Source organism: Gelidibacter algens (genome assembly GCF_001678675.1).
GTDB classification, from domain to species: Bacteria; Bacteroidota; Bacteroidia; order Flavobacteriales; family Flavobacteriaceae; genus Gelidibacter; species Gelidibacter algens.
In genome coordinates, this window is sequence record NZ_LZRN01000043.1 from 1 (window position 1) to 22199 (window position 22199).

Sequence of the window (22199 nt, forward strand, 5' to 3'; positions counted from 1 at the left end):
TGATTTGGCAATAAACAATAACTATAAATGTCGCTTACGTGAAGCAGATATTTTTTCATTAATTTCAAAAAATAAGGCGTAATTGTCTTTTTCCAAGAAAATATTTTCATTGTTGTTCCCCCTATTGTAAATATGAAAATAATGTCCTGTTTCAAAGGGTTGATATTTCATAGCGTTGTTATTTAGACCTAACAGGTTTTCAAAACCTGTTAGGTCTTGTTCGTTAAATAATTAATGATATCAGACTGATTCTTCATTACGTAATGTTTTATTATAAGTACCTCAATTTTTTGGAACGTATTACCTCATTAAAAGAAAGTTTTAATTGGTTAAGTAATTGATGACGGCAGACTGCACGTAATAGTTTCCTACGGATTCTATCTGGTTCATCTGAAATTTCAATTGAAGTTCTTGAATGTCCAGCACATCATTAAAATCAATGGTTCCTGTTTCATAGTTTTTAATAAGAATTTCTTCAGCATCATTGGCTTGTTTCAAGTTTTTTGATTGTGTTTCAAATTTGATACGAGCCTGATTACGTTGTGAAATCGCTTTCGCAAAAGCAGACTCCAAAACATTGAGACGTTGGTCTTTTTGGGACTCGATTTCTTGCTGACGGAGTTCATTTTGCTTTGAAATGGATTTATATCTGTTATTGAAAATTGGAATGGTAACTGAAACCATTGGCATCACGATATCCTTACCATTTTCAAAAAGATCCATATCTGTTCTTTTACTTACTGGTAAATAATCCAATCCAAACCCAATCATGGGTGCGCTTTCACGCTGGTTAAGCAGTTCAGATTGTACGACAGATTCATAGAGCTTGTCGTATTTGAGCAGCTCGGGATTGAGTGATAGCCCATCATAACTAAAAGCAGTTTCTTCCTCAGGCAATGGTAACTCAGTAACGGTTTCAACCGGGACATCATGGTCGCGATTGAGGAGGCTATTGAACGCCGCCCGGATTCCGAACGCTTGCTGTTCCAGTACTTTCTTTTCCTGAACCAACTCGTTCTGTCTGATCTGTAATCGTAAGACATCAACTGCAGATGCATTCCCTACTTCAACCGACGTAAGCGCCAAGCGTTGATAGGTATCCAAGAGCTGAATATTCTCCTCCAGCACAAGTTGTTTTGCACGAATTTCATAGAGCTGGTAATATGTTTCCGCAACCGAAAGTTCAAGTTTTCTTTTAGCAATAGTGACTTCCACATAATCAGCATCGGCCATTGAAGAAGCGTAATTCTCTCTTGCCGTGATGGTCCCGAACCAAGGCAGCATTTGCTTAAAACCAATACGTGCGCGTTGTGGACCCACTCGGGTTTCTGGTTCGCTCACAAAATAGCCTGCGCTCACTTCTGTGTTGGGGATCCAATTTGCCTCGTTGACTTTTTCTTCAGCGATACTGTAGCGTAGTTCAAAGGCCTGGATTTCTGGATTATTGTTTTGGGCTTCTTTGATAAAGGATTGTAAGTCTTGGCCTTCCATGTTTAAAACAAAGAAAAAAGACAAGATTACAAAGGCTCCTTTAATTGCTGGTATGTTTTTATTAGTTTTCATTAGGCTTCGTTCTTTAGTCTATACGCTATATTCTTTTCGCTCTTCTTGAGTTGGTATTCCTTTTTCCAGCTATAAAGCACAGGAACCAAAAAATAAGAAGTAATATCAATAATCATCCCGCCAAAAATCGGGATTGCCATCGGGATCATGATATCGCTTCCTTTTCCTGTGGAGGTGAGTACTGGCAATAAAGCCAGAATTGTCGTTACTGTGGTCATTAAACACGGACGGATTCTCTTTCCGGCAGCTTCCAAAGTGGCGTGCCGTATGCTTTTTTTATCCGTTGGGTTTTCCCGATCAAAGGACTGTGTGAGGTAAGTGGCCATTACGACCCCATCATCTGTAGCAATACCAAAAAGCGCAATGAATCCTACCCAAACGGCTACACTCAAGTTAATGGTTTTCATATTGAAAAGATCCCGCATATTCTCTCCAAACAAGCTGAAATTAAAGAACCAATCTTGTCCATATAGCCAGATCATTATGAATCCGCCGGCGAAAGCCACAGCAATTCCAGAAAAAACCATGAGCGATGTGGAAACAGAACGGAATTGGAAATACAGAATTAAAAAGATGATAATTAAGGCCAAAGGCACAACCACGGACAATGTTTTTTCTGCTCGAAGTTGATTTTCATAAGTTCCCGTAAAACGGTAGCTGATCCCTTGTGGCACTATTAAATCGCCATTATCGATATTTTTCTGAATAAGTGCCTGTGCATTTTCCACTACATCTACTTCGGCAAAACCATCCAGTTTGTCAAATAAAACATAGCCAATCAAGAAGGTGTCTTCACTTTTAATGACTTGTGGGCCTTGCTCGTAGCGGATATCAACCAACTCGCCCAACGGCACCGGACTTCCTTCTTCAACAGGAACATAAATGCTTTTTAAATCTTCCGGATTTGAACGTAGCTCACGTGGGTACCGCACTCTCACACCATAGCGTTCCCTGCCTTCTACCGTTTGGGTAAGTGGCATTCCACCTATAGCAACTTGCAACACTTCCTGAACATCCATAACGGAAATTCCGTAGCGCGCCAATTGCTCTCTCTTGATATCAATAAGCAAATAAGGCTTACCGACGATGCGGTCAGCAAACACAGCTTGTGCTTTAACACCCTCGGCTTGTTTTAAAATGTCTTCCAATTGCAATCCAAAAGCTTCTATCGTTTTCAGGTCTGGCCCTTTGACTTTGATACCCATCGGTGCACGCATTCCTGTTTGGAGCATGACCAATCGTGTTTCAATAGGTTGCAATTTGGGTGCAGAGGTCACGCCTGGAAGTCTGGTAACTTTTATAATCTCATTCCAAATATCGTCAGGACTGTTGATCTCGGGTCGCCAGTTTCGGTAGTATTCGCCATCATCATCTGCAATTAAATCGTCGTGAGATGCCGATGTTTGGAGTTGCGACACTTCATAATTGGCATCCTCATCAATGTCGTTGTTTGGATTGATGATAAATTTGTCATTCTTGAGCATAAAAAGACCATCGTCGGTTACACGGTAGCGTTGTCGGTCGCCATTGGCATTTCGCATATATTCAGACTTATACTGAATCATATTCTCATACATGGAAAGCGGCGCAGGGTCAAGTGCAGATTCTGTTCTACCTGCTTTTCCTACTACGGTTTCGATTTCTGGAATACTAGCCACAGCCATATCGAGCTGTTGTAGGACACGTTTGTTTTCTTCCACACCTGCGTGAGGTAAAGAGGTGGGCATCAATAAAAACGAACCTTCATTAAGTGCTGGCATAAATTCCTTACCAGTGTTGCGCATAATTACAATACCTAAAATCAACACCGTGCTGGGAATAATTAAAAACAGATAACGGTTTTGAAGGGCCCACCTTAAAATGCTCTGATAATATCTTTGGAACACTGAAAAAGCGCCCAACAAGCCGAAGCAAATAATCGCCACAAAAATCAAATTCATGATAATGCTTCGGTCAAAGCCGAGTGGTCGCCAATATTCAGCAAGTAAGAACACAATTGCCAAGGCTGAGATGATCACCTCTGCCTGCGGCATCTCCCCAAAGGGAAGAATTTTACGTCTTCTTAATAGAGGTAGCAGACCAAAAGCAATCAATACAAGTCCCAACCAATATCCGAAAGCTATGGCTGCAATACCGAGAATGATTAGAATACTATTGATAAGATCTTTAGAACGCACCTTGATATTACTTTTTCTGAAAAGAAAAGCTGCAAATGGTGGTATTAAGAAAAGTGCAATGACCAAGGATGCCGATAGCGCCATTGTTTTGGTAAATGCCAGCGGACGGAATAACTTTCCTTCAGCACCCACCATGGTGAATACTGGGATAAAACTGATAATGGTGGTCAAAACTGCCGTTAATATGGCTCCTGACACCTCAGAAGTTGCGTTGTAAATAATTTGATTTGTCGTGTATTCAATGCCGTTTTCACGGAAGCGTAATTTTTCATCCTCCAAATGCCGAATCATATTTTCGACTAGTATCACGCCCACGTCCACCATAGTCCCAATGGCGATGGCAATACCAGAAAGTGCGACGATGTTCGCATCCACATTAAAAAGTTTCATCGTGATAAAAACCATCAACACCGCGACTGGCAAAAGACCTGAAATAAGAATGGAAGCCCGTAAATTGAATACCATGACGATAATTACCAGAATGGTGATTAGAATTTCGAGCGTTAGTGCTTCATTGAGCGTGTATAAGGTTTCCTGAATAAGTTCAGAGCGATCATAAAACGGCACGATGGTGACTTGTGAGATACGCCCATCAGCCAACGTTTTACTGGGAAGACCAGATGACAATTCAGCAATTTGATCCTTTACGTTATTGATCACTTCTAAAGGATTTGCGCCATAACGAGCCACGACAACACCACCAACAACTTCCGCGCCTTCTTTGTCCAAAATGCCGCGTCTGGATTGTGGTCCTAAATGAACTTTGGCGATGTCTTTAATACGGATAGATGTAAAATTTTCTGAAGTGATGACTGCATTTTCAATGTCTTCAACTGATTTTACGTAACCCAAACCGCGCACCAAATATTCAGCTTGGTTGATTTCCAAGGTCTGCGCACCAATGTCTTGATTACTTTCCTTAACTGCTTTTGCAATGGCACTCAAACCGATGTTGTATTGGCGCATTTTTTCAGGATCCACATCTACTTGATATTCCTGAACATAACCACCGATGGAGGCCACTTCAGAAACGCCACTTGCTGATGACAACCCGTATTTGACATAGTAATCTTGAATGCTGCGCAGTTCGTGTAAATCCCAGCCGCCAGTAACATTTCCATCTTTATCCCGACCTTCAAGCGTGTACCAAAATATCTGTCCCAGTCCTGTTGCATCAGGTCCTAAAGCTGGATTGACATCTTCTGGCAATAAGTTTGCGGGAAGTGAATTGAGTTTTTCGAGGATGCGACTCCGCGACCAGTAAAACTCCACATCTTCATCAAAAATGATATAGATACTGGAAAATCCAAACATTGATGAACTACGGATGGTCTTTACTCCAGGAATCCCTAATAATGAGGTGGTAAGCGGATAGGTAATTTGGTCTTCAATATCCTGTGGTGAGCGTCCGTCCCATTTGGTAAAGACGATTTGTTGGTTTTCGCCGATATCAGGAATAGCATCCACCGCTACAGGATCTCTTGGTAAAATGCCTGTGTCCATGTTGAAGGGTGCATTGACAATTCCCCAACCCACGATGAGTGTGAGTAAGAGCACCGCAATCAGTTTGTTTTCTATAAGGAACTTGATGCCTTTATTGAGCATATGAAAAAAATGTTAGACAGTTATACAAAAGCAGTTCAGTTGTTGTTTTGAAAAAAAGATACAACAAAACTTGCCCAAAACGGATGTGCCGCTGGGCTTATTTCCCGATGAGTATCGGGTTTGTCTAATACATCAAATTAAGAAGGTCTGGTGCAGCACTTGCACATCCCGTTCGACAAAGGGTGGTGCATAATCAATAAATGGAATCTCCTGAGATTCGATTCCTTGAAAGAGACTGTTATAAGAATAGGTGAATAACGCAACAAAAACTTGCTGCTCGAAGCTTAGCTTATCAAATGAAAGTTTAAGATCGTCCTGACCTTTCTTAATTAATTGGGTATCCGTGCAACAGGATTTTTCTACAAGTTTGGGATTTTCACAGCTAGAAGGTTTCTGTGTTTTATCCATGCCGCAGGTGTCTACTTGTTGCGTAAACGAGAAATCAACCAATGTATCTCCACAGTAGTGCATGTCCACAGTAAATGACATTGTAGTCATAAAAACTACAGTGGCCATAAAAACTGCCATTGATTTGTGGAAAAACTGTTTCATTAAGACAAATTTAGCAATAATATTGAGTTTTGAGTTCTTTTTAACTAATTGTTAGGTCATTAAAAAATGTAATTCGTGATATATTTATTTAGGAACGCCATCCAACCAAACACGAATCATGCGTACTTATTCAATCTAAAAAAATTAGAGACATCTGTTAAATATCACATTTTCTATAATTAAGCAAATCAAAAATTAATAGTTATACTTAATAAAATAATAGTATAACTATTATTAAGGGAAGTATTCATATATTTGTGGCTCAATAACTTTATTCTAATAGAAAAACAATGAAAACACAAAAAACTGCCTATCCAATTCTTTTTGCTGCTGCCTGCTTAGTACTGTTTGCATCTTGTGAAAACGTCACCAGCGTGACCAATAAAGTTGAAAGTCAACTTAATAATCTTACAGAAAAGGCCAACCATTTAGATTCAGTCATAAACACGGAAATTGATAAAGTTGGGAAGCTGGACTCCATTATAAACATGGAAGATCTGAAGATTAAAAAACTGGATTCGCTAGTCAAAAAAACATCATCAAAGCTCGACTCCATATGGCAGGAACACAAATAACCAAAATATATCATTTTTTTAAAATAAGTTTTGGTGTGACGTTATAAAAGGTTCAACGATATATCGAGAGGTATTGATTGTTTGGAAATTGTACTCTAAATTTAGGATTTCTAATACTTGATTTGAGGAAAAATTTAATAATGTCAAATTATGGATACAACCCAATTGAAAATAATTGAGACCATAGCGGTGATTTTAGCGTTTGTTTTTATACTCCTTGCCACCACAAAATTGGTGAATAAGACGGTCTCCAACAATTATCTGAAGAAAGTAAGAGGGAAAATCATAAAGAAGCTTATTAACCTGATCAATATTATAGTCTGTCTCATCGTCATATTAATTATCTGGGGCGTCGATCAGTCCGAACTAGCGGTTTTTATAGGATCATTATTGACCGTTTTAGGCATAGCATTGTTCGCGCAATGGTCCATATTGTCCAATATCACTTCCAGCATAATTATTTTCTTTAACCACCCTGTCAAATTGGAGGATACGATCACCATAATTGACAAAGATTATGAAATCGAAGGAAGAGTGAGCGATATTGGGGTCTTTTTTATCATCCTTAAAACAAAAGAAGGAGAACAGATTACCATCCCAAGTAATGTGTTTATTCAAAAAATGATCAAAAAGAAAATAAATGATTAGGTCCAACCAAAGCTCGTTTCTGCAGCAAAAAAAGACAGGCTATTTCAGCAATTCAAATTGAGTTGTCAATTAGGTTTTAATAAGAATGTGCTGTTACACAAATTTCATAACGCTCAAGATTTGAAAGTGAAATCATATAAAATATGAGATAAATCGAATCGTTGACTCTAATACAAATCTAAAATTTTGTAAATTTAACAGTGATGGACTGCGAATATGGAGTCGTTTCTATTAAATTAAAAACCTATGAAAAATCCAGATTTTAGTAATTTGAGTGCAATTTACATTAACTGTACTTTGAAAAAATCGCCAGAAAAAAGTCATACGGCCTCCTTGATGGATGTTTCCAAAGCCATACTAGCAAAGGAAAATGTCAAGGTTGATGAAATCAGATTGGTGGACCATGATGTTGCTAGTGGTGTTAACCCAGATATGACACAACACGGTTGGGAAAAGGACGAATGGCCTGCTTTGTATAAAAGAATCATGGCGGCAGATATACTTATTGTTGGGACTCCTATTTGGCTTGGTGAAAAATCATCTGAAGCTCAAAAATTAATTGAAAGACTTTACGCTATGAGCGGTAAAACTAATGATAAGGGACAGTATGTTTTTTATGGAAAAGTAGGGGGTTGTATCATTACAGGAAATGAAGATGGTGTAAAACACTGTGCAATGGGCATTTTATACTCTTTGCAGCATGTGGGTTATACCATTCCGCCGCAGGCAGATAGTGGCTGGATTGGCGCAGTTGGTCCAGGCCCAAGTTATGGGGATACGGAATGGCAAGGTGAAGAGTTAAAGACTCCTATTGGTTTTGATAGCGATTTTACCAATCGAAACACCACATTTATGACCTATAATTTACTGCATTTGGCATCGCTTTTAAAAGCGAATGATGGATATCCAAGCTACGGAAACTCTCGGGAAGATTGGGATGATGGCAAACGTTGGGAATTCGAGAATCCTGAATATAGATAATGATAAGCTGATTGCAGTGCACTCTTGTATTGGGCCTTTGAACACAGTACCTAAATTATCTTGAAACAATAGCCTAAAAAAAAATTCAAGACGAAATATATCATCTCTTATAAAGAACTCAATGTACAGTTTGACGATTGGAAATATCACTACTGCCAAGATTTAGTTCTTCTTCCAGTAGTTTTTCTTGCATCTCCATTTCTTTCCTTGCCTCAAAAATATAGTCTTTTCTATCCTTGGAAGTGACGGCTAATCTTCTAAAGCTTTCTCGATCAAGTTTGATGAATTTCTTGGCTTGTTCATCAGTAGCGTTCTTATCAAATCCCATAAAATAAAGTAAATCACTGGCTAATCTTACAGAAGTTTCAAACGATTCTCTATAAATGTGGGGCACACCCATATTTAAAAATTCATACGCGTCATAGCGGTTTTTCGCTCTTACCATCAATTGTAATTTTGGGTATTTTGCTCTTAATTTTCGCATCAAACTCATGTTGACATCTGGATCATCTATAGCTGAAATCAAAAAATCAGCATCTGCAATGCCTGCTGATTCTAACAGATCAATTCTTGACACATCGCCATAATACACATCAAAGCCCATTTCGCGTAAATAATCCACCCGATTGGAGTTAGAGTCAATAACGGTGGCTTGGATGCCGTGCGCACGAAGAAACCTTCCAATAGTGCTTCCAAAATGACCAAACCCCAATAAGATAATTTTATGGTGTTTCTCTATCTTGTCCATGGGGCGCTTTTCAGATTCTTTAGTTCCGATTTTTGGTAAAAGGAGCCGTTCATTCAAAATCCATAAAATGGGGGTGACGGTCATGGTAAGTGCAGTAACCACCAAAAGAATGTCTTGTTCAGCACTGGTAAAAATGTTGAGTTGAAACGCAAAGGAAAGCAGTACAAAAGCAAACTCGCCAATTTGTGCCAAACCTACCGTGAGCAATAATCGCTGATCTATTTTCAGTTTAAAAGCCCATCCCACAATAAACAGAACTAAAGCTTTGACGATAATGACACCAATTACTAAACCAATGATCAATACCGGCTGCTCACTAATCACAATAAAATTAATGGATGCACCAACCGCCATAAAGAAAAGCCCTAGGAGCAACCCTTTAAAAGGGTCTAAAGTGCTTTCCAATTCATGTTTAAACTCGCTCGTGGCCAGGACCACGCCACCAAGGAAAGCCCCCAAAGCAGGACTTAAGCCCGCCAATCCCATTAAATAAGAGATGGCGACTACAATTAATAGGGCAGAGGCCACTAAGAGTTCTCTGACGCCTGAGCGTGCAACGAGTCTCAAAACTGGTACAATCACATACCTGCCTAACAATATGATGAGCACAATGGAGAGGAAAATACCCAAGGCATGGAGGGCCAATGGCAAATCATCCAGTACATTGGAATGGCCTGCTTCTGCAGGATCTTCCGTAAGTGTTGAAGGAGCATTTGAAAGCAACGGTAGCGCTCCTAACATAATAATTACCATAATATCCTGAAACAATAAGATGGAAAAAGAGGAAGCGCCGTAAGTGGTATTCATCAATCCTTTTTCCTTGTTTGTTTGCAATGTAATTGCTGTTGATGACAGTGCTACGGCCATGGCAATGGTTAGGGCAACTTTCCATTCTAATCCAAGGGCATAGAATGCGAGAAAGGTGAGTGCCATGGTGCCAAAAACCTGAGCTGCTCCTAGGCCTAGAATCGTTTTTCTCATTTTCCAAAAGCTCCTCGGTTCAATTTCCAAACCAATTAAAAAGAGCATCATCACCACCCCAAACTCAGCAAATTCCATGATATCCTCACCTTCATGACCGATAAAACCTAGCATGTAGGGCCCTATCAACATCCCCCCAACTAAATAGCCAATTACAGAACTTAGCCCTAGTTTTTTGGCAAGGGGAACGCAAATGACTGCACCAGCTAGAAAGACTATAGCGTTTAAAAGAAAATCTCCACTCATCTCATATTTTTTATAAAATTACTGTTTATATAAAGAACCACTTCTAAAATATAACCTCTGTTTCCAAAAAGTAATGCCAATTTAAAATTTCTGAGTTTTTTGCCTTTCCTGCAATGTTGTGTTTATGCAGTGTCATCACTAGTTCTTCATCGGCTTCACCATCCAGACAAAAATTCTTATGATACTGTGTCCCCTTTTGTGTAAAGTTCCCCATAAGTGTGTAAATAGTATACACTTTCAATCTCACTTGACACTAAAAACTGTGTAAAACCGCGGTGTTTGTAGATGGCATAGCAGTTGCTTAATGTAAACTGATTAAGAATCATTTAAACATTACAAAACACTTTGCTTAAATTTTGCATCAATATCTATGAACACTGAAACACATATTTCATCTACTACTAAAGACTTAAAAATGTCAAAAAGCATTGGAAACTTAGAGGCAGCCAATAAAACTGCAACAAAAGGGTCCTTTTTTAACAGTTTATCTTATACAAAATCGATCAACCCATGGGGTGTTGTCGTGTTGGTCAGTACCTTTATTTTGATGATAGGGTCTGGTTTTTTGGTATTTGATTTACAAAATGATTTTCAACAATTTAGAACTGACCGTATCAATTCAACTTTTGGTCTTATATTTTTGGTTGTGGCCACCGGCTTGTTTATTTTTAAAGCGGGCTTTTTTATCTATAACTTATTTCTTTATTTCCGTTACAGATCGGTCGAATCTGTTACTGATGAAAAATTGCCAACCTGTACCGTAATTGTACCAGCCTACAATGAAGGCAAACAAGTTTGGGATACTTTGATGAGTTTGGCTGATAGCGACTATCCAGAAGGGAAACTAGAATTGCTGGCTATTGATGATGGCAGTAAAGACGACACTTGGTATTGGATGCAAGAAGCCAAAAAGAGACTGGGCGATCGGTTGTCAATTTATAAACAACCCAAAAACAAAGGAAAACGTCATGCGCTATACCGTGGATTCAACTTAGGTATTGGTGAGGTTTTTGTAACCGTTGATAGTGATTCTGTAGTAAAAAGTGATACGCTGAGAAATTTGGTGAGTCCGTTTGTCGTAAATGAAAAATGTGGTGCAGTAGCTGGAAACATCCGTGTATTGAACAACGAGAAAGCGTTACTGCCTAAAATGCTAAACGTGAGTTTTGTATTGAGTTTTGAATTTGTACGCTCTGCAGAAAGTAGTTTGAACTCTGTACTTTGTACTCCTGGAGCTTTGGCGGCCTATCGTAGATCAGCAGTGTTTGCATGTTTGGAAGATTGGATCAACCAAACCTTTATGGGGCAACCATCAGATATTGGTGAAGACCGTGCCATGACCAACATGATCCTGAAACAAGGAAAACATGTACTTTTTCAAAGAAACGCCTATTGTTACACTAATGTTCCTGAACGCTATAAAGGCTTGTATAAAATGTTTATCAGATGGGGCAGAAGTAACGTACGTGAAAATATTCAAATGTCGAAATATGTATTTACAAACTTTAGAGAAGGTTCTAAATTAGGGACGCGTCTATTGTTTATCAGTCAGTCTTCAAAAATAATCATGAGTTACCCATTTTTAGTGTTCATGTTATTTTTCGTAGTAATGCATCCTGTATTATTTATAAGCTCAACATTTGTCAGCATCTTAATTCTATCCAGCTTTCCAGTATTATTTTATGCAAAACGCTATAAATTATCGGAGTCGTTCTGGGCTTATTCCTATAGCGTGCTTTATACGTTCGGATTGTTTTGGATTACCCCATATGCCATTGCGACGGCAAGTAAAAGAGGTTGGTTGACTCGTGAGCTGCCAGAAGATAAATAACATACGTTCTTAGGAACATCAGCATATGTTAGGGGATTGCGGCTTTGAATAAAAGTCGTGATCCCCTTTCTGTTTGAATAGTCGTTTAGTATTTTAAAGGTCTCCCGTGAAAAACGTACTAAAGTCTATATTTCAGAACCAAAATCCAAACGTTTCCCCAAAGGTGAATGTACTTAAATACCTTATGTTTCTGTGTTTTGAAAATTTCCCTTACGCATTGCAGAAACGTGTAATGGAGAATGATACTAAAGAACAGTCTTATAAAACAAAGGTTTTAAAAAGCCGTTCCAGTTCCTGTTCCGGATCAGTGCAAAGCCCGGGATGCGTTTTAGAACTTTGAATGATGGTGCTTCTTGAAGCTGCCAACCATCTGAAGCGATCAGAGACTTCAAACTGACCAATGGTGCCACTTTCAGGAGTGCCATCGCATATAAGTTCCCAAGCATTTAAGTGGTCTTTCAGCATCTCAACGTCCAGCTCATCAGAAAAAGCTTCCAATTTCTTTTTATCGATGTTATATTTTACCCCCAAGAAATTCTTCCGCTTAGAAAAAAGAAGCACACCAACATTGAAGAATTCTTCACGTTCTACTTTAGGAACAATCCTGATGATGGCATATTCATAAGTCACTTTATCTTGCATCTTGAGCTTCTTTAGCTAATACGTCAATCATTGAAAGTTTTGTCGTCAGGTAACGTGTGTAAGCGCCTCTCATAGCATCAGGAGACAAGTCATCTGCTTCATTTACCAACCACTCTTCAGGAATACTTTGTATGATAGCACTGATTTTGGCGCTGTCAAGCGTCAATGCAATGCTCGTTGCGGCAGCAGGCAATTGTGTGGCCTGAGCCAATAAAACGTGATCTTTTATGAGCGGAAAAGTTCTGGTCAAATGGTTTTCCCAAGTGGGCCAGTTGTGGTGAAAGTAGAAACTAGCTCCATTGTCTATGATCCACAATTCCTTGTTCCAATAAAGCAAGTTCGGATTTTTAGGTGTTCTGTCAATATTACTGATGATGCTGTCCAACAACACCACTTTTGAAGCGATGAGTCCGTCAATTTTTGTCACTAACGGATCAACAGTAATTGCTCCGCTAAGAAAGTGCAGCCCCAGATTAAGACCTACGCTAAACTTCAATAAATCCTGAATTTCTTCATCAGGTTCTGTTTTGCTGAAGGAATCATCAAGATTCATAAAAACCATCTCTGGAACTTTTAAGTCGATGGCACGTGCCAATTCACCACCAATAAACTCGGCAATAAGCGCCTTTTTACCTTGCCCGGCACCGCGGAATTTCAGGACATACATAAATCCGTCGCTGGCCTTAACAATTGCTGGCAAAGAGCCGCCTTCGCGTAAAGGGGTAACATATTGCACCACATCTACAGTGCGAATATCGAGTGCATTCATAAGGACGAAGGTACTAAAAATGTAAATTGCTCAGGCACCAAAAAAATACAATGTTAAGATCAGAGTGTATTTTTGGTAAGCTGAGCAATCTATTAAATTAAGCCTAGCAACATCCGGTATTCGGATTGCAAGCAGTGTTTTCTGAAATCTCAGACAGTTTTACTTTTGGTTTTTCTGAAGTAGTGCCTTCTTTTTCTGCGTAAACCGTGACGCTGAAAATTCCGGTGGCTCCTTTATTAAATGTTTTCACTTCCTCTTCAGAAAGGTATTTCACAAGGATATCATCAGGAATGGTGATTGGTTTTTCCTTTTGAAGGGTTACATTCTGGAAACCTTGGTTTATAATCATTTGAAGGTACGCTGGTTTTTGGATGGCACCTGCCACACAACCGGCATACATTTCAGCATCTTCTTTTAGAGCATCAGGAAGATCGCCAACCAAAACAATATCTGAAATGCTAAAGTGTCCACCTGGTTTTAAAACCCTATGGATTTCTTCAATCACTTTTTGCTTATTAGGCACGAGATTCAGTACGCAGTTACTGACAACTACATCTGCAACGTCATTGCTGATAGGCATTGCGTCAATATCACCTTCTCTAAATTCCACATTATTGTAGCCTAGTTTTTCTGCATTTATTCGTGCTTTCTCAATCATTATTGGGGTAAAGTCAATCCCAATAACCTTACCTTCAACGCCAGTTTCATGTCGTGCAACAAAACAATCATTGCCTGCTCCTGAGCCAAGGTCAATCACGGTATCTCCTTTTTTGATTTTAGCAAATTGCGTTGGAAGTCCACATCCCAAACCTAAATCAGCATCTTCAATATAGCCTTGGGTTTCAGAATAATCGTCCATCATAATATTATAAATTTTGTTGGAAGGCGTTGTTGCACCGCAACATGAGGCGGCATTTTCAGCTTTTCCTTGTTCAGCAATTTTAGCGTAACGCGCTTTGACGATGTCTTTTAATTCTTGTTCTTTTTTCATTTTAATTATTGTTATGTCGATGATACAATCTGTGTTTTTAACAGCACTCTTCATTGGTCGAGATATCCTGATTCAGAAACCCCAACATGATTTGTTTCATAGCAGTCCAATTCTTGGCGTTTATGCAGTAACAAACTCGTGTGCCTTCAATACTTCCTTTAATCAAGCCCAAATGTTTCAATTCTTTGAGGTGTTGGGAAATGGTGGGTTGTGCCAGCCCGATTTCATTGACCAAATCTCCGCAAACGCAGGCGTCAATTTTGAACAAATGTTGTAAAATCGCCACTCGTGCAGGGTGACCAAACGCTTTGGCGAAGCGTGAAATCTCGTTTTGCTGGTCTGTAAATATTTCCGTTTTTGATATGCCCATAATCTAATAAATTACTTTATTGCAATATTACGATTAATAGAGTTCCGGTCAAAAGTATTTTTTAGTTTGTTTGAAAGCTTTTGAAAAAATAAAGTCTGAATTTAAATTGAATTTTACAACTTTAGAAAGTGCGATGCTTAAATCGGTAAACAGTTCTTCTAGGATGAATAACCTTCGAGAATGTCTATGACTTTTCTCTCAGCAGAATCCGATTTGAAACGCGGTTCTTTTATTGTTCTCAGATTAAGTAAACTTGGTATTTTAGTTCATCTCGCTTTCGCATCTACAATTTTTGACACGGATTTCACGGATTTTCGCGGATTCTCTAGTTCCCTGAAAACACAAGAATAATTAGTTGCTATAATTCTCACAAATGTAACAGGCTTTCAGGCTGTTTAGTGCAACAGGGGGCTAGGTTTCAGTTGAAGATGAAGCATGCGCTTGCCAACCAATATCTTTTCTCCAGCAGGTTCGAAGCCCATTTTTAGATACAGTCTTTGGGCATTTGGATTCTTTTCATCCACCAAAAGTCCGAGTGTTTGTTTCTTTTGGTGGACGTAGGTCATGATTATATACTGCAACATCTTAGCGCCAATGCCTTTACCTTGGTAGTCTGGGTTTACGCCGAAGGAATCTATATAATATTCCCCAGCCTGGGTTTCATCTTCTGGGTTAAAGTCCTTTAAAAAATTTGCTTTTATGTAGTGGCTTATGGGTGCTCTGAATTGCTCTAATTTTGCGCCTTCATAGATGTTGATAGCCGCAATGACCTGATGGTCTTCTTCAAGCACAAAACAGTTTTGATAGGAGTATTGGTTGTTTTCTGATTGTACAAAATGGAGTAAAAAGTCTCTTGCTTTTTCAGGATCCGTTTGACCTATAAATTCATATACAATGTCTTCCATAGCCAACATTAAGTAGCTGGCGATACGTTCGGCATCTGATAAAATGGCTTTTCTTATGGTCATTAGTAAAGATAGTGTTGAGGTTTATACAAGTTGAATCTTAACGCTTGCCAAAAAACAGCTAGGCTTAATAGGTCTCGTCTATTATTTTTTTAGCCGTCACATTGGCTACATGCACTGCACCATCCATATATCCGGGAAACACTGAAGCTGATTCAGCGCTAGAGATTAATAATCGGCCTTCATAAAAAGACTGACTGAATATTGGATTGCCGTTGTTTTGATGTGGGAAAAGAGGCGTGTCAGATGCTGTGAAGGTGTGTTTCTCATTGCTCCAGATACATTCTTTATAATCTATAAAACTTTCTGCTTTGCTTCCAAAAACAGCTTTTAGTTGCGCCATAACTTTTGCTTGCCTGTCTCCCTCATCAAGATGTTTAAATGACGAATTGATAAACCCACAAAGTGCGTATGTGGAGGTGTCGTGATTGCAATGGTCATAAAATTCTGTGACGGGGCCTGTGTTGCTGAACAAGGTTCCCGACAGATGCTCTTGCCGCCAAAATGGCTCAGCATAAGACAGGGCAACCTTAATTGAATCTTCCATCCATGTATGTGTGTGTTGTGCGATGTTGCTCAAATTGGAGGGTAAAGATGGCTCGAACTGTATTTTTTTTGACCATAACTTTGGCGGGAGGGCCAATATAACGTGACTGCCTTCAAAAATGTCATTCGCTTTAATCTGCACGGAATTTTTACCGAATTTAATGTCAGTCACCGTTTGATTCAATAAGACGTCGTTCTTGTCCAGTTGCTGATATAAGGTATCGATAAGGTTGCAGCTGCCGCCAGAAATTCTGTAACTGGGCGGTTGGCTCGGAATTTGTATGGATTGTGCTGGCGAAGTTGAAAAAGGCTGAAAGAAAACAGTGCCCTCCATGTATTGCTCAAAGTATCCGATACCCAATTCTTCAAGCAATGTTATGAGATGTTTATGGTAATCACCAAACCAGGTGGCACCCATTTCAATAGGCGTAGTGTCTGTTCCGTAAACGGTATTGATCCTTCCGCCAAGTCTCGTCCTTGCCTCCAGCACTTTGAACGGTATGCCTGCGGTTTTTAAACGGTAAGCAGTTAAAAGACCTGATAGGCCTGCTCCAATTATAATAATCATGTTACAAAAATAATGAAGTGTACCCTAAACGTGCGCTCGTTCAATGATAAAAGATAAGAGCGGTTTCTTATAGTTTTGGAATTAAAGGCGCTATTAATTTCATCAGAAGTGTTATTTTCACATGTTGAAGTAGAAAAAAAGAATTATGGAAGCTCAGAAAAACAAACGGTCGATCGCAATTTACGGAGCCATGGCAGCGCTGTTAATTATCTTTTATTATGTGTTGGACTTGACTTTTTTTGACCCCTGGGAAACCTACATTCCCCTTATGAAAAAGCTGGCCTTGAGCTTATTTTTGATCTCATTAATATTTTTGGTCAGTAAAATCATTATCAAGGTGGTCAACACGCAAGAGCATCTTGAAGGAGACCGGTATAACCTTTTGCGGATCATAAGGTTTCTTGCCATTGTATTCAGTCTAATTGTTGTCGCTTCGTTTTTATTTCAAAACTTATATGCAGCGGCCGTCAGCTTTGGATTGATTTCCTTGATTTTGGGTTTCGCTTTGCAGGCGCCCATCGCTTCTTTCATTGCTTGGATCTATTTGATTTTTAGACGCTCATACCTTGTGGGTGATCGCATCCAGATCAAGGATTTTCGTGGCGATGTGGTAGAGATAAGCTATTTGGATACTTCAATTTTGGAGTGTAATGGTGATTATCTTGGCAATGACAGATCAAGTGGAAGAGTGATCCGATTTCCCAACAGTATGATCTTGAGGGAAGAAATTATAAACTATTCTGGTCCGCAAATTCCATTTATATGGAATGAAACGGCCATTCAGGTAGCCTATACAACAGACTTGCAGTTTGTGGAAGCATGTTTGTTGAAAGCCTCAAAAGACGATTTTAATACACAATATCCAAAAATTGCAGAACATAATTTTGACCAGTGGGAACCAGCAGTCTATTTTAGGATCAATGAGTTTGCATGGATGGAAGCCGTGATTTCGTATCCGGTAGAACCTCGAGACACTACAGGACGTCGCAACCGTATTTTGAAACATGTCTTGCCGATGCTTAACGCAGCGCCAGATAAGGTTAAATTTCCTGAGGGAACACGCCGTTAATAATTGAATTACGTTTCAAAAGTGTTGTTTGGTAAAAGGGATTGCACTAAAAACATTTCAAGCTTATTCTCTAAAACTTATCAATCTTACCAAAATGTTTTGGCGTGAACAATAAAACGATCAATGTGAGCAACCCGACGGTCAGCAAACCGATATACACCGTGTGTGTCGAGTCAAAAAAAGCGTTTTGCAAATAAGATTGCACTGAATTGTCTGCTTTGGCAGATTGTAACACCTCTACCACCTGATTGACCTTGGGTAAAGCGCTTTGTAAATTTGCGGGAGCATCCGTTAATTTATCAAGTAATACCGAATTGAAAACAGCGGCAAAAAGGGCGGCTCCTAAACTTTGTCCAAAATACCTTGAGAACATGCTGGCACCGGTAACAACACCTCTTTGGCCCCAGTCTACAGTAGATTGCACACCAACCATCAAGGGTGTGGAGATCAATCCGAAACCGGCCCCCATGAGGAGTTGGATGGCTACTAAAGTCCAAACAGAACCAGGATAGGGTATGAGCAAGAAACTCGACACGGCTATGATTACCAATGAAATTCCGCAGAGGGCTGTATTTCTAAACCCAATGCGCAGATACAGTTTCCCAGAAAAAGAAGAAGAAATAGGCCACGTGATACTCATGCTGGCCAATATAAAACCTGCTGTAATAGCTCCCACACCTATTACTGATTGGGCAAAAACCGGTAGAAACATATTTGGGCCCATAGTCAGACAACCCATTCCGATAGTCGCCAAATTAGCACCCACAAGAACGCGTTTTCGCCATACCCATCTCGGTAAAATAGGGCTTTCTGCACGCGATTCTATCTTCATGGTTATAAAGACTAAAAGGGTAGCGATACCTGTAAAAGCCAGCGTTTCATAGGATATCCACGCCCATGATTGTCCGCCTTGCATCAAACCAAACATAATAAAGCCCCCTGTAATCAACAATGCAAGGGCACCAAGCCAATCAATTTTTATGAATTTTGTAGGTTTATTTTCTTTCAGAAACATGCTGATCATTATAATAGATCCAATCCCTACAGGAATGTTGATCAAAAATATCCAACGCCAAGACGCATAATCAGCTAGCGCGCCACCCAATGTAGGTCCCAAAATAGCCGAAACGCCCCAAACACTGGAAAGCCAACCTTGAATTTTTGCCCGTTCTTCCAACGTATAGATGTCAGCTGCAATGGTGTTTACAGTCGCCATAATGGCACCGGCACCAACCGCTTGAAGTCCTCTAAACCCAATTAAACTTACCATGTTCCACGCACCAGCACAAGCAGCAGATCCTAAGAGAAAAACAATGACCCCATAAATGAGAATAGGTTTTCGTCCGTAGATGTCGGCAAGTTTTCCGTAAATGGGAATTGTAATGGTTTGAATGAGCAAGTAAATAGAGAACAGCCAACTAAACAATGAAAACCCACCCAAGTCGCCCACAATTTGTGGAATTGCGGTAGCTACAATGGTGCTGTCCATTGCAGCCAAAGCCATTGTCAGCATTAAGGCGGCCAAAATCCAACCCCTGCTTGTTTGGCCTTGATGTTCGTTAGTCATAAACCTAATTCTTATTATTTTCTTGTGGGCAAAGTTAAAACATAATAGAAAAATCTTTTCCTCAAATGGCTTTATTGTTGGCTATGAAATAGAAATGAGAACATATTTTTTGACAAGTAGAATAGGTTTGATTGCCTCTAATTCAGCATCTAAAACAGAGATTTTTAGTCCACGTTGCAGAATAATAGTTAAGACATTTAAATAACCCTGTTTTACCCGTAAAGTTTAGAGAGATTTGAAGGACCAAAAATCATTTTTTGGCAAGGGTGCTTCATAGGTTTTAATTTCTTTAGAACCAGAATCTTGATAGGTTAATTTCCAGGCATGAAGGCATACGGATAAAGGCAAGTAGTCTTGATCTGAACCATATTTTTCATCTCCAATAATGGGGAGTCCTATATGTGCTAGTTGCGCTCTTATTTGATGAAATCGACCGGTTTTTGGCTTTATTTCCAAAAGATACCCGAAGTCATTTTTGTCTATAACCTGATAGGAAAGAAGGCATTCTACAGCGTCTTTTGATTTTGATTGGACGATATCTGCTCTTTTTTCTAAGTTATTTTTGACGAGAAAATTGTTTAAGTTTTCTTTATTCTTTAGTGGCTTGTTTTTAACAATTGCCAAATACGATTTCTGAACTTTCCGACTACTAAACAGCGTATTAAATTCCACAAGAATGCTTTTTTTCTTGGCAAAAATCATGACCCCACTGGTCACGCGATCTAGTCTATGGATGACTCCAACATAAGGCTTTTGTTTGTTTTTTAGGAGGTGATTAAACACCTGATCCTCAACTGTGGACTCCTCGTAAGGATTTTTTTCACTTATGAGTCCAGCCATTTTATTGACGACGATATAATCGTTGTTCTCATGTACAATTTCAAGATTTGGCATTTGCGGTTTTTTTTAAATTTCAAAAGACTGTGAATAGGTTCAAGAAGCAGTTACAAGGGGCTTAGATTTCTTCAACAAATTGTAAAAAGACTTTTTTATGGAGCTCAAGATCCAAATTGGGAGAAAGCGAGGCACGTACAATATAATCTTTGTCGCCTTCTTTAGTGGTGCCTTGAGTAGAGGTTGCGGGGATGGTCCAATAACACCCTTTTAACTGCCCATAACTCACACAGAACTTGCTTTCATTAGGAATTTCTGAAATCATTAAATTGATCAATTTCAAATTCAACGCCCGTTTATACGTTTCTCTTTCTTCATCTGTATGTCCTTTTGTGGGCAGATCTAATGAAAACACAGAAGGGGTGAACCCTTCGTCAGCCAATTCTTCTGAAACAAAATTAATTTTTGCGGCCGGTAAAGTGTCGTGGATGAAGTCTACAAACTCACGCGTATTTTTATAAGCATCAATGATCCGTTGATTCATTGAAGGCAATTGCTTGGCCAAAATTTCATATTGCAGCGCTGTTGCCTCATTGTCGCAAAGCGCTAGATGCTTTTCTATTTTTTCCATCAACGCTTCTGCTTTATTATTTCCAACACAGTAGCCAGCAGTACATTGTCCGCCACTTGGAAATTTTGATCCACTAGCATATGAAATGGCTCTCATTGTTGAGAGTATTTCTCCATCACCTAAAAAGTGGACATTAGGACAAAATGTTTGATCTAAAATGAAAACGGGATCGATAGCCATTTCGCCTTTACTCGTTTTACGTTCCTTTGTAAGAACGGCCTTCAATTTTAAGAGATTGGGAACTTCAACTCTAGGGTTTGTTGGAATTTCAGCGATGATATATGGCACTGCATCTTCACTAGCAATGTCATCTAAAATTCTATCAATGCTTTGCACCATTTCGTTATCGCCATCTACTGGTAAATCCACCACTTCAACAGTATCAAGGCACGCAGCAACCCGTCTGGCTTGGTCATTAGTTCCGCCATAACAATTGGGAGGAACAATAAATTTGATAGTTTTTCCTTTATGATTTTCTAAAGCATCGTGAATGAGCCCCATCATAATGGCATATTGAATCGATAATCCGCTGGAAGCAACTAGAGGCATTGTAGTGGTGCCGGTAATCTCTTTAATCGATGTTGACACGCTTGATTTGTTTGCCTCAAGATTTTTGCGTTCATTCTCTACTGAAGATTGCGTTACTAACAATTTTAGTGCAGCAAGGCAATCGGCTGGTGTCATGGCGATGGTCTCTCTTCGCCTAACGTGTTGAATTTCTGAGATGTAATTTTTATTCTGTTCACCATTGACGACTAAAATACTTCCAAGGTGCCCAAGAAGGCTGACGGAAAAGTCAATCGTTGGGCTGAGTTCAATAGCACTGATGTCTTCATGTTTTGAAATGAAGATTGTGGTGCCGTTAAATTCAGGAATAGCTGTGGTCTTTTCAACCTTCTTCAATTCAAACGTGTAGCCGTAAACACGCCTTACTATGTCAGCATCAAAAAAAGCTGGCAAGTCACCGTTATAAATAATTTGAGTGTTTTTATGATCTAATAAATTTTTTCTCAGAACGGCCAAAATAGGAGTCGTTTGAGATGAAAAACTTATAACGTTATCTGGGTGGAGCTTATTGATATGGGCAATTCCCCATTCTAAAATGCAAGATAGGGGATGACCTAACCGAATATAGTCATAAGCTGTAGGTAATTTATCTAGTGCTGAGGTTTCGGAGTTATTGGCCTTATACAAGGTTTCAAACTGTTTTAAGAATTCAGTTTTGGCCTGTGATTCATCATAAATATCTAGGCGATGCGTGGTTAGATTTAACCAATCACTTGGCATATGGTCTAATACATCTTTAATAAAATTCAGCATGTTGATCTCTTTCATAAGTT

The 22199-nt window shown here is 39.3% G+C and carries 19 protein-coding genes; 5 read left to right on the top strand and 14 right to left on the bottom strand.

All coding sequences use genetic code 11. From position 1 onward, the window contains the following. Window positions 1-21: 21 nt before the first annotated feature. The 4 genes from A9996_RS19960 to A9996_RS15875 all read right to left on the bottom strand — a co-directional run bounded on the left by A9996_RS19960 (window position 22) and on the right by A9996_RS15875 (window position 5897). Window positions 22-171 carry a hypothetical protein gene (locus tag A9996_RS19960; RefSeq protein WP_157487236.1) on the bottom strand — a complete coding sequence of 50 codons (150 nt, stop codon included), beginning with the start codon at window positions 169-171 and terminating at the stop codon, window positions 22-24. A gap of 150 nt (window positions 172-321) precedes the next feature. Next, window positions 322-1491, bottom strand: a complete 1170-nt coding sequence (locus tag A9996_RS15865; RefSeq protein WP_111625964.1) for a TolC family protein — start codon at window positions 1489-1491, stop codon at window positions 322-324. A gap of 71 nt (window positions 1492-1562) precedes the next feature. Continuing rightward, window positions 1563-5345 (bottom strand): efflux RND transporter permease subunit, encoded by a 3783-nt coding sequence (locus tag A9996_RS15870; RefSeq protein WP_066437326.1) that lies wholly within the window; start codon window positions 5343-5345, stop codon window positions 1563-1565. A 132-nt stretch (window positions 5346-5477) separates the two neighbouring features. Further along, complete coding sequence (locus A9996_RS15875; protein WP_066437329.1) at window positions 5478-5897, bottom strand: HYC_CC_PP family protein; 420 nt, start codon at window positions 5895-5897, stop codon at window positions 5478-5480. A 290-nt stretch (window positions 5898-6187) separates the two neighbouring features. On the opposite strand from A9996_RS15875, the gene A9996_RS15880 reads away from it, so the two are divergent. The 3 genes from A9996_RS15880 to A9996_RS15890 all read left to right on the top strand — a co-directional run bounded on the left by A9996_RS15880 (window position 6188) and on the right by A9996_RS15890 (window position 8101). Beyond that, window positions 6188-6472 carry a hypothetical protein gene (locus A9996_RS15880; RefSeq protein ID WP_066437330.1) on the top strand — a complete coding sequence of 95 codons (285 nt, stop codon included), beginning with the start codon at window positions 6188-6190 and terminating at the stop codon, window positions 6470-6472. Between the two features lie 150 nt (window positions 6473-6622). Further along, window positions 6623-7120, top strand: a complete 498-nt coding sequence (locus tag A9996_RS15885) for a mechanosensitive ion channel domain-containing protein (RefSeq protein ID WP_066437333.1) — start codon at window positions 6623-6625, stop codon at window positions 7118-7120. A gap of 246 nt (window positions 7121-7366) precedes the next feature. Then, the gene (locus A9996_RS15890) at window positions 7367-8101 is read left to right on the top strand and encodes a flavodoxin family protein (RefSeq protein ID WP_066437335.1); all 735 of its coding nucleotides are present in this window, start codon (window positions 7367-7369) and stop codon (window positions 8099-8101) included. Window positions 8102-8219: 118 nt separating this feature from the next. On the opposite strand, the gene A9996_RS15895 is transcribed toward A9996_RS15890, so the two are convergent. Next, complete coding sequence (locus A9996_RS15895) at window positions 8220-10076, bottom strand: monovalent cation:proton antiporter-2 (CPA2) family protein (protein WP_066437338.1); 1857 nt, start codon at window positions 10074-10076, stop codon at window positions 8220-8222. 415 nt (window positions 10077-10491) lie between these two features. On the opposite strand from A9996_RS15895, the gene A9996_RS15900 reads away from it, so the two are divergent. Next, entirely contained in the window at window positions 10492-11907 is a 1416-nt protein-coding gene (locus A9996_RS15900; protein ID WP_245905335.1) for a glycosyltransferase family 2 protein, read from the top strand. A 258-nt stretch (window positions 11908-12165) separates the two neighbouring features. Here A9996_RS15900 and A9996_RS15905 read toward each other — a convergent pair whose 3' ends face one another. The 6 genes from A9996_RS15905 to A9996_RS15930 form a co-directional block, all read right to left on the bottom strand. Beyond that, entirely contained in the window at window positions 12166-12549 is a 384-nt protein-coding gene (locus A9996_RS15905; RefSeq protein WP_066437345.1) for a DUF3037 domain-containing protein, read from the bottom strand. Next, complete coding sequence (locus A9996_RS15910) at window positions 12539-13318, bottom strand: HipA family kinase (RefSeq protein ID WP_066437347.1); 780 nt, start codon at window positions 13316-13318, stop codon at window positions 12539-12541. Before A9996_RS15910 ends, A9996_RS15905 begins: the two co-directional genes overlap by 11 nt. Window positions 13319-13421: 103 nt before the next feature. Continuing rightward, on the bottom strand, window positions 13422-14309 hold the full coding sequence (locus tag A9996_RS15915) for an arsenite methyltransferase (RefSeq protein WP_066437349.1): 888 nt from the start codon (window positions 14307-14309) through the stop codon (window positions 13422-13424). Window positions 14310-14346: 37 nt separating this feature from the next. Further along, a complete protein-coding gene (locus A9996_RS15920) occupies window positions 14347-14679 on the bottom strand; it encodes an ArsR/SmtB family transcription factor (protein ID WP_066437351.1) in 333 nt (110 codons plus the stop codon). A gap of 395 nt (window positions 14680-15074) precedes the next feature. After that, window positions 15075-15647 (bottom strand): GNAT family N-acetyltransferase, encoded by a 573-nt coding sequence (locus A9996_RS15925; protein ID WP_066437354.1) that lies wholly within the window; start codon window positions 15645-15647, stop codon window positions 15075-15077. 64 nt (window positions 15648-15711) lie between these two features. After that, complete coding sequence (locus A9996_RS15930; protein ID WP_066437357.1) at window positions 15712-16758, bottom strand: flavin monoamine oxidase family protein; 1047 nt, start codon at window positions 16756-16758, stop codon at window positions 15712-15714. Window positions 16759-16903: 145 nt separating this feature from the next. On the opposite strand from A9996_RS15930, the gene A9996_RS15935 reads away from it, so the two are divergent. Continuing rightward, the gene (locus A9996_RS15935; protein WP_066437360.1) at window positions 16904-17827 is read left to right on the top strand and encodes a mechanosensitive ion channel family protein; all 924 of its coding nucleotides are present in this window, start codon (window positions 16904-16906) and stop codon (window positions 17825-17827) included. A gap of 70 nt (window positions 17828-17897) precedes the next feature. Here A9996_RS15935 and A9996_RS15940 read toward each other — a convergent pair whose 3' ends face one another. The 3 genes from A9996_RS15940 to A9996_RS15950 form a co-directional block, all read right to left on the bottom strand. Next, complete coding sequence (locus tag A9996_RS15940) at window positions 17898-19394, bottom strand: MDR family MFS transporter (protein ID WP_066437364.1); 1497 nt, start codon at window positions 19392-19394, stop codon at window positions 17898-17900. Window positions 19395-19619: 225 nt separating this feature from the next. Next, a complete protein-coding gene (locus A9996_RS15945; protein ID WP_066437367.1) occupies window positions 19620-20288 on the bottom strand; it encodes an RluA family pseudouridine synthase in 669 nt (222 codons plus the stop codon). A 61-nt stretch (window positions 20289-20349) separates the two neighbouring features. Then, entirely contained in the window at window positions 20350-22194 is a 1845-nt protein-coding gene (locus A9996_RS15950) for a PLP-dependent aminotransferase family protein (RefSeq protein ID WP_066437372.1), read from the bottom strand. Between the last annotated feature and the right edge of the window lie 5 nt (window positions 22195-22199).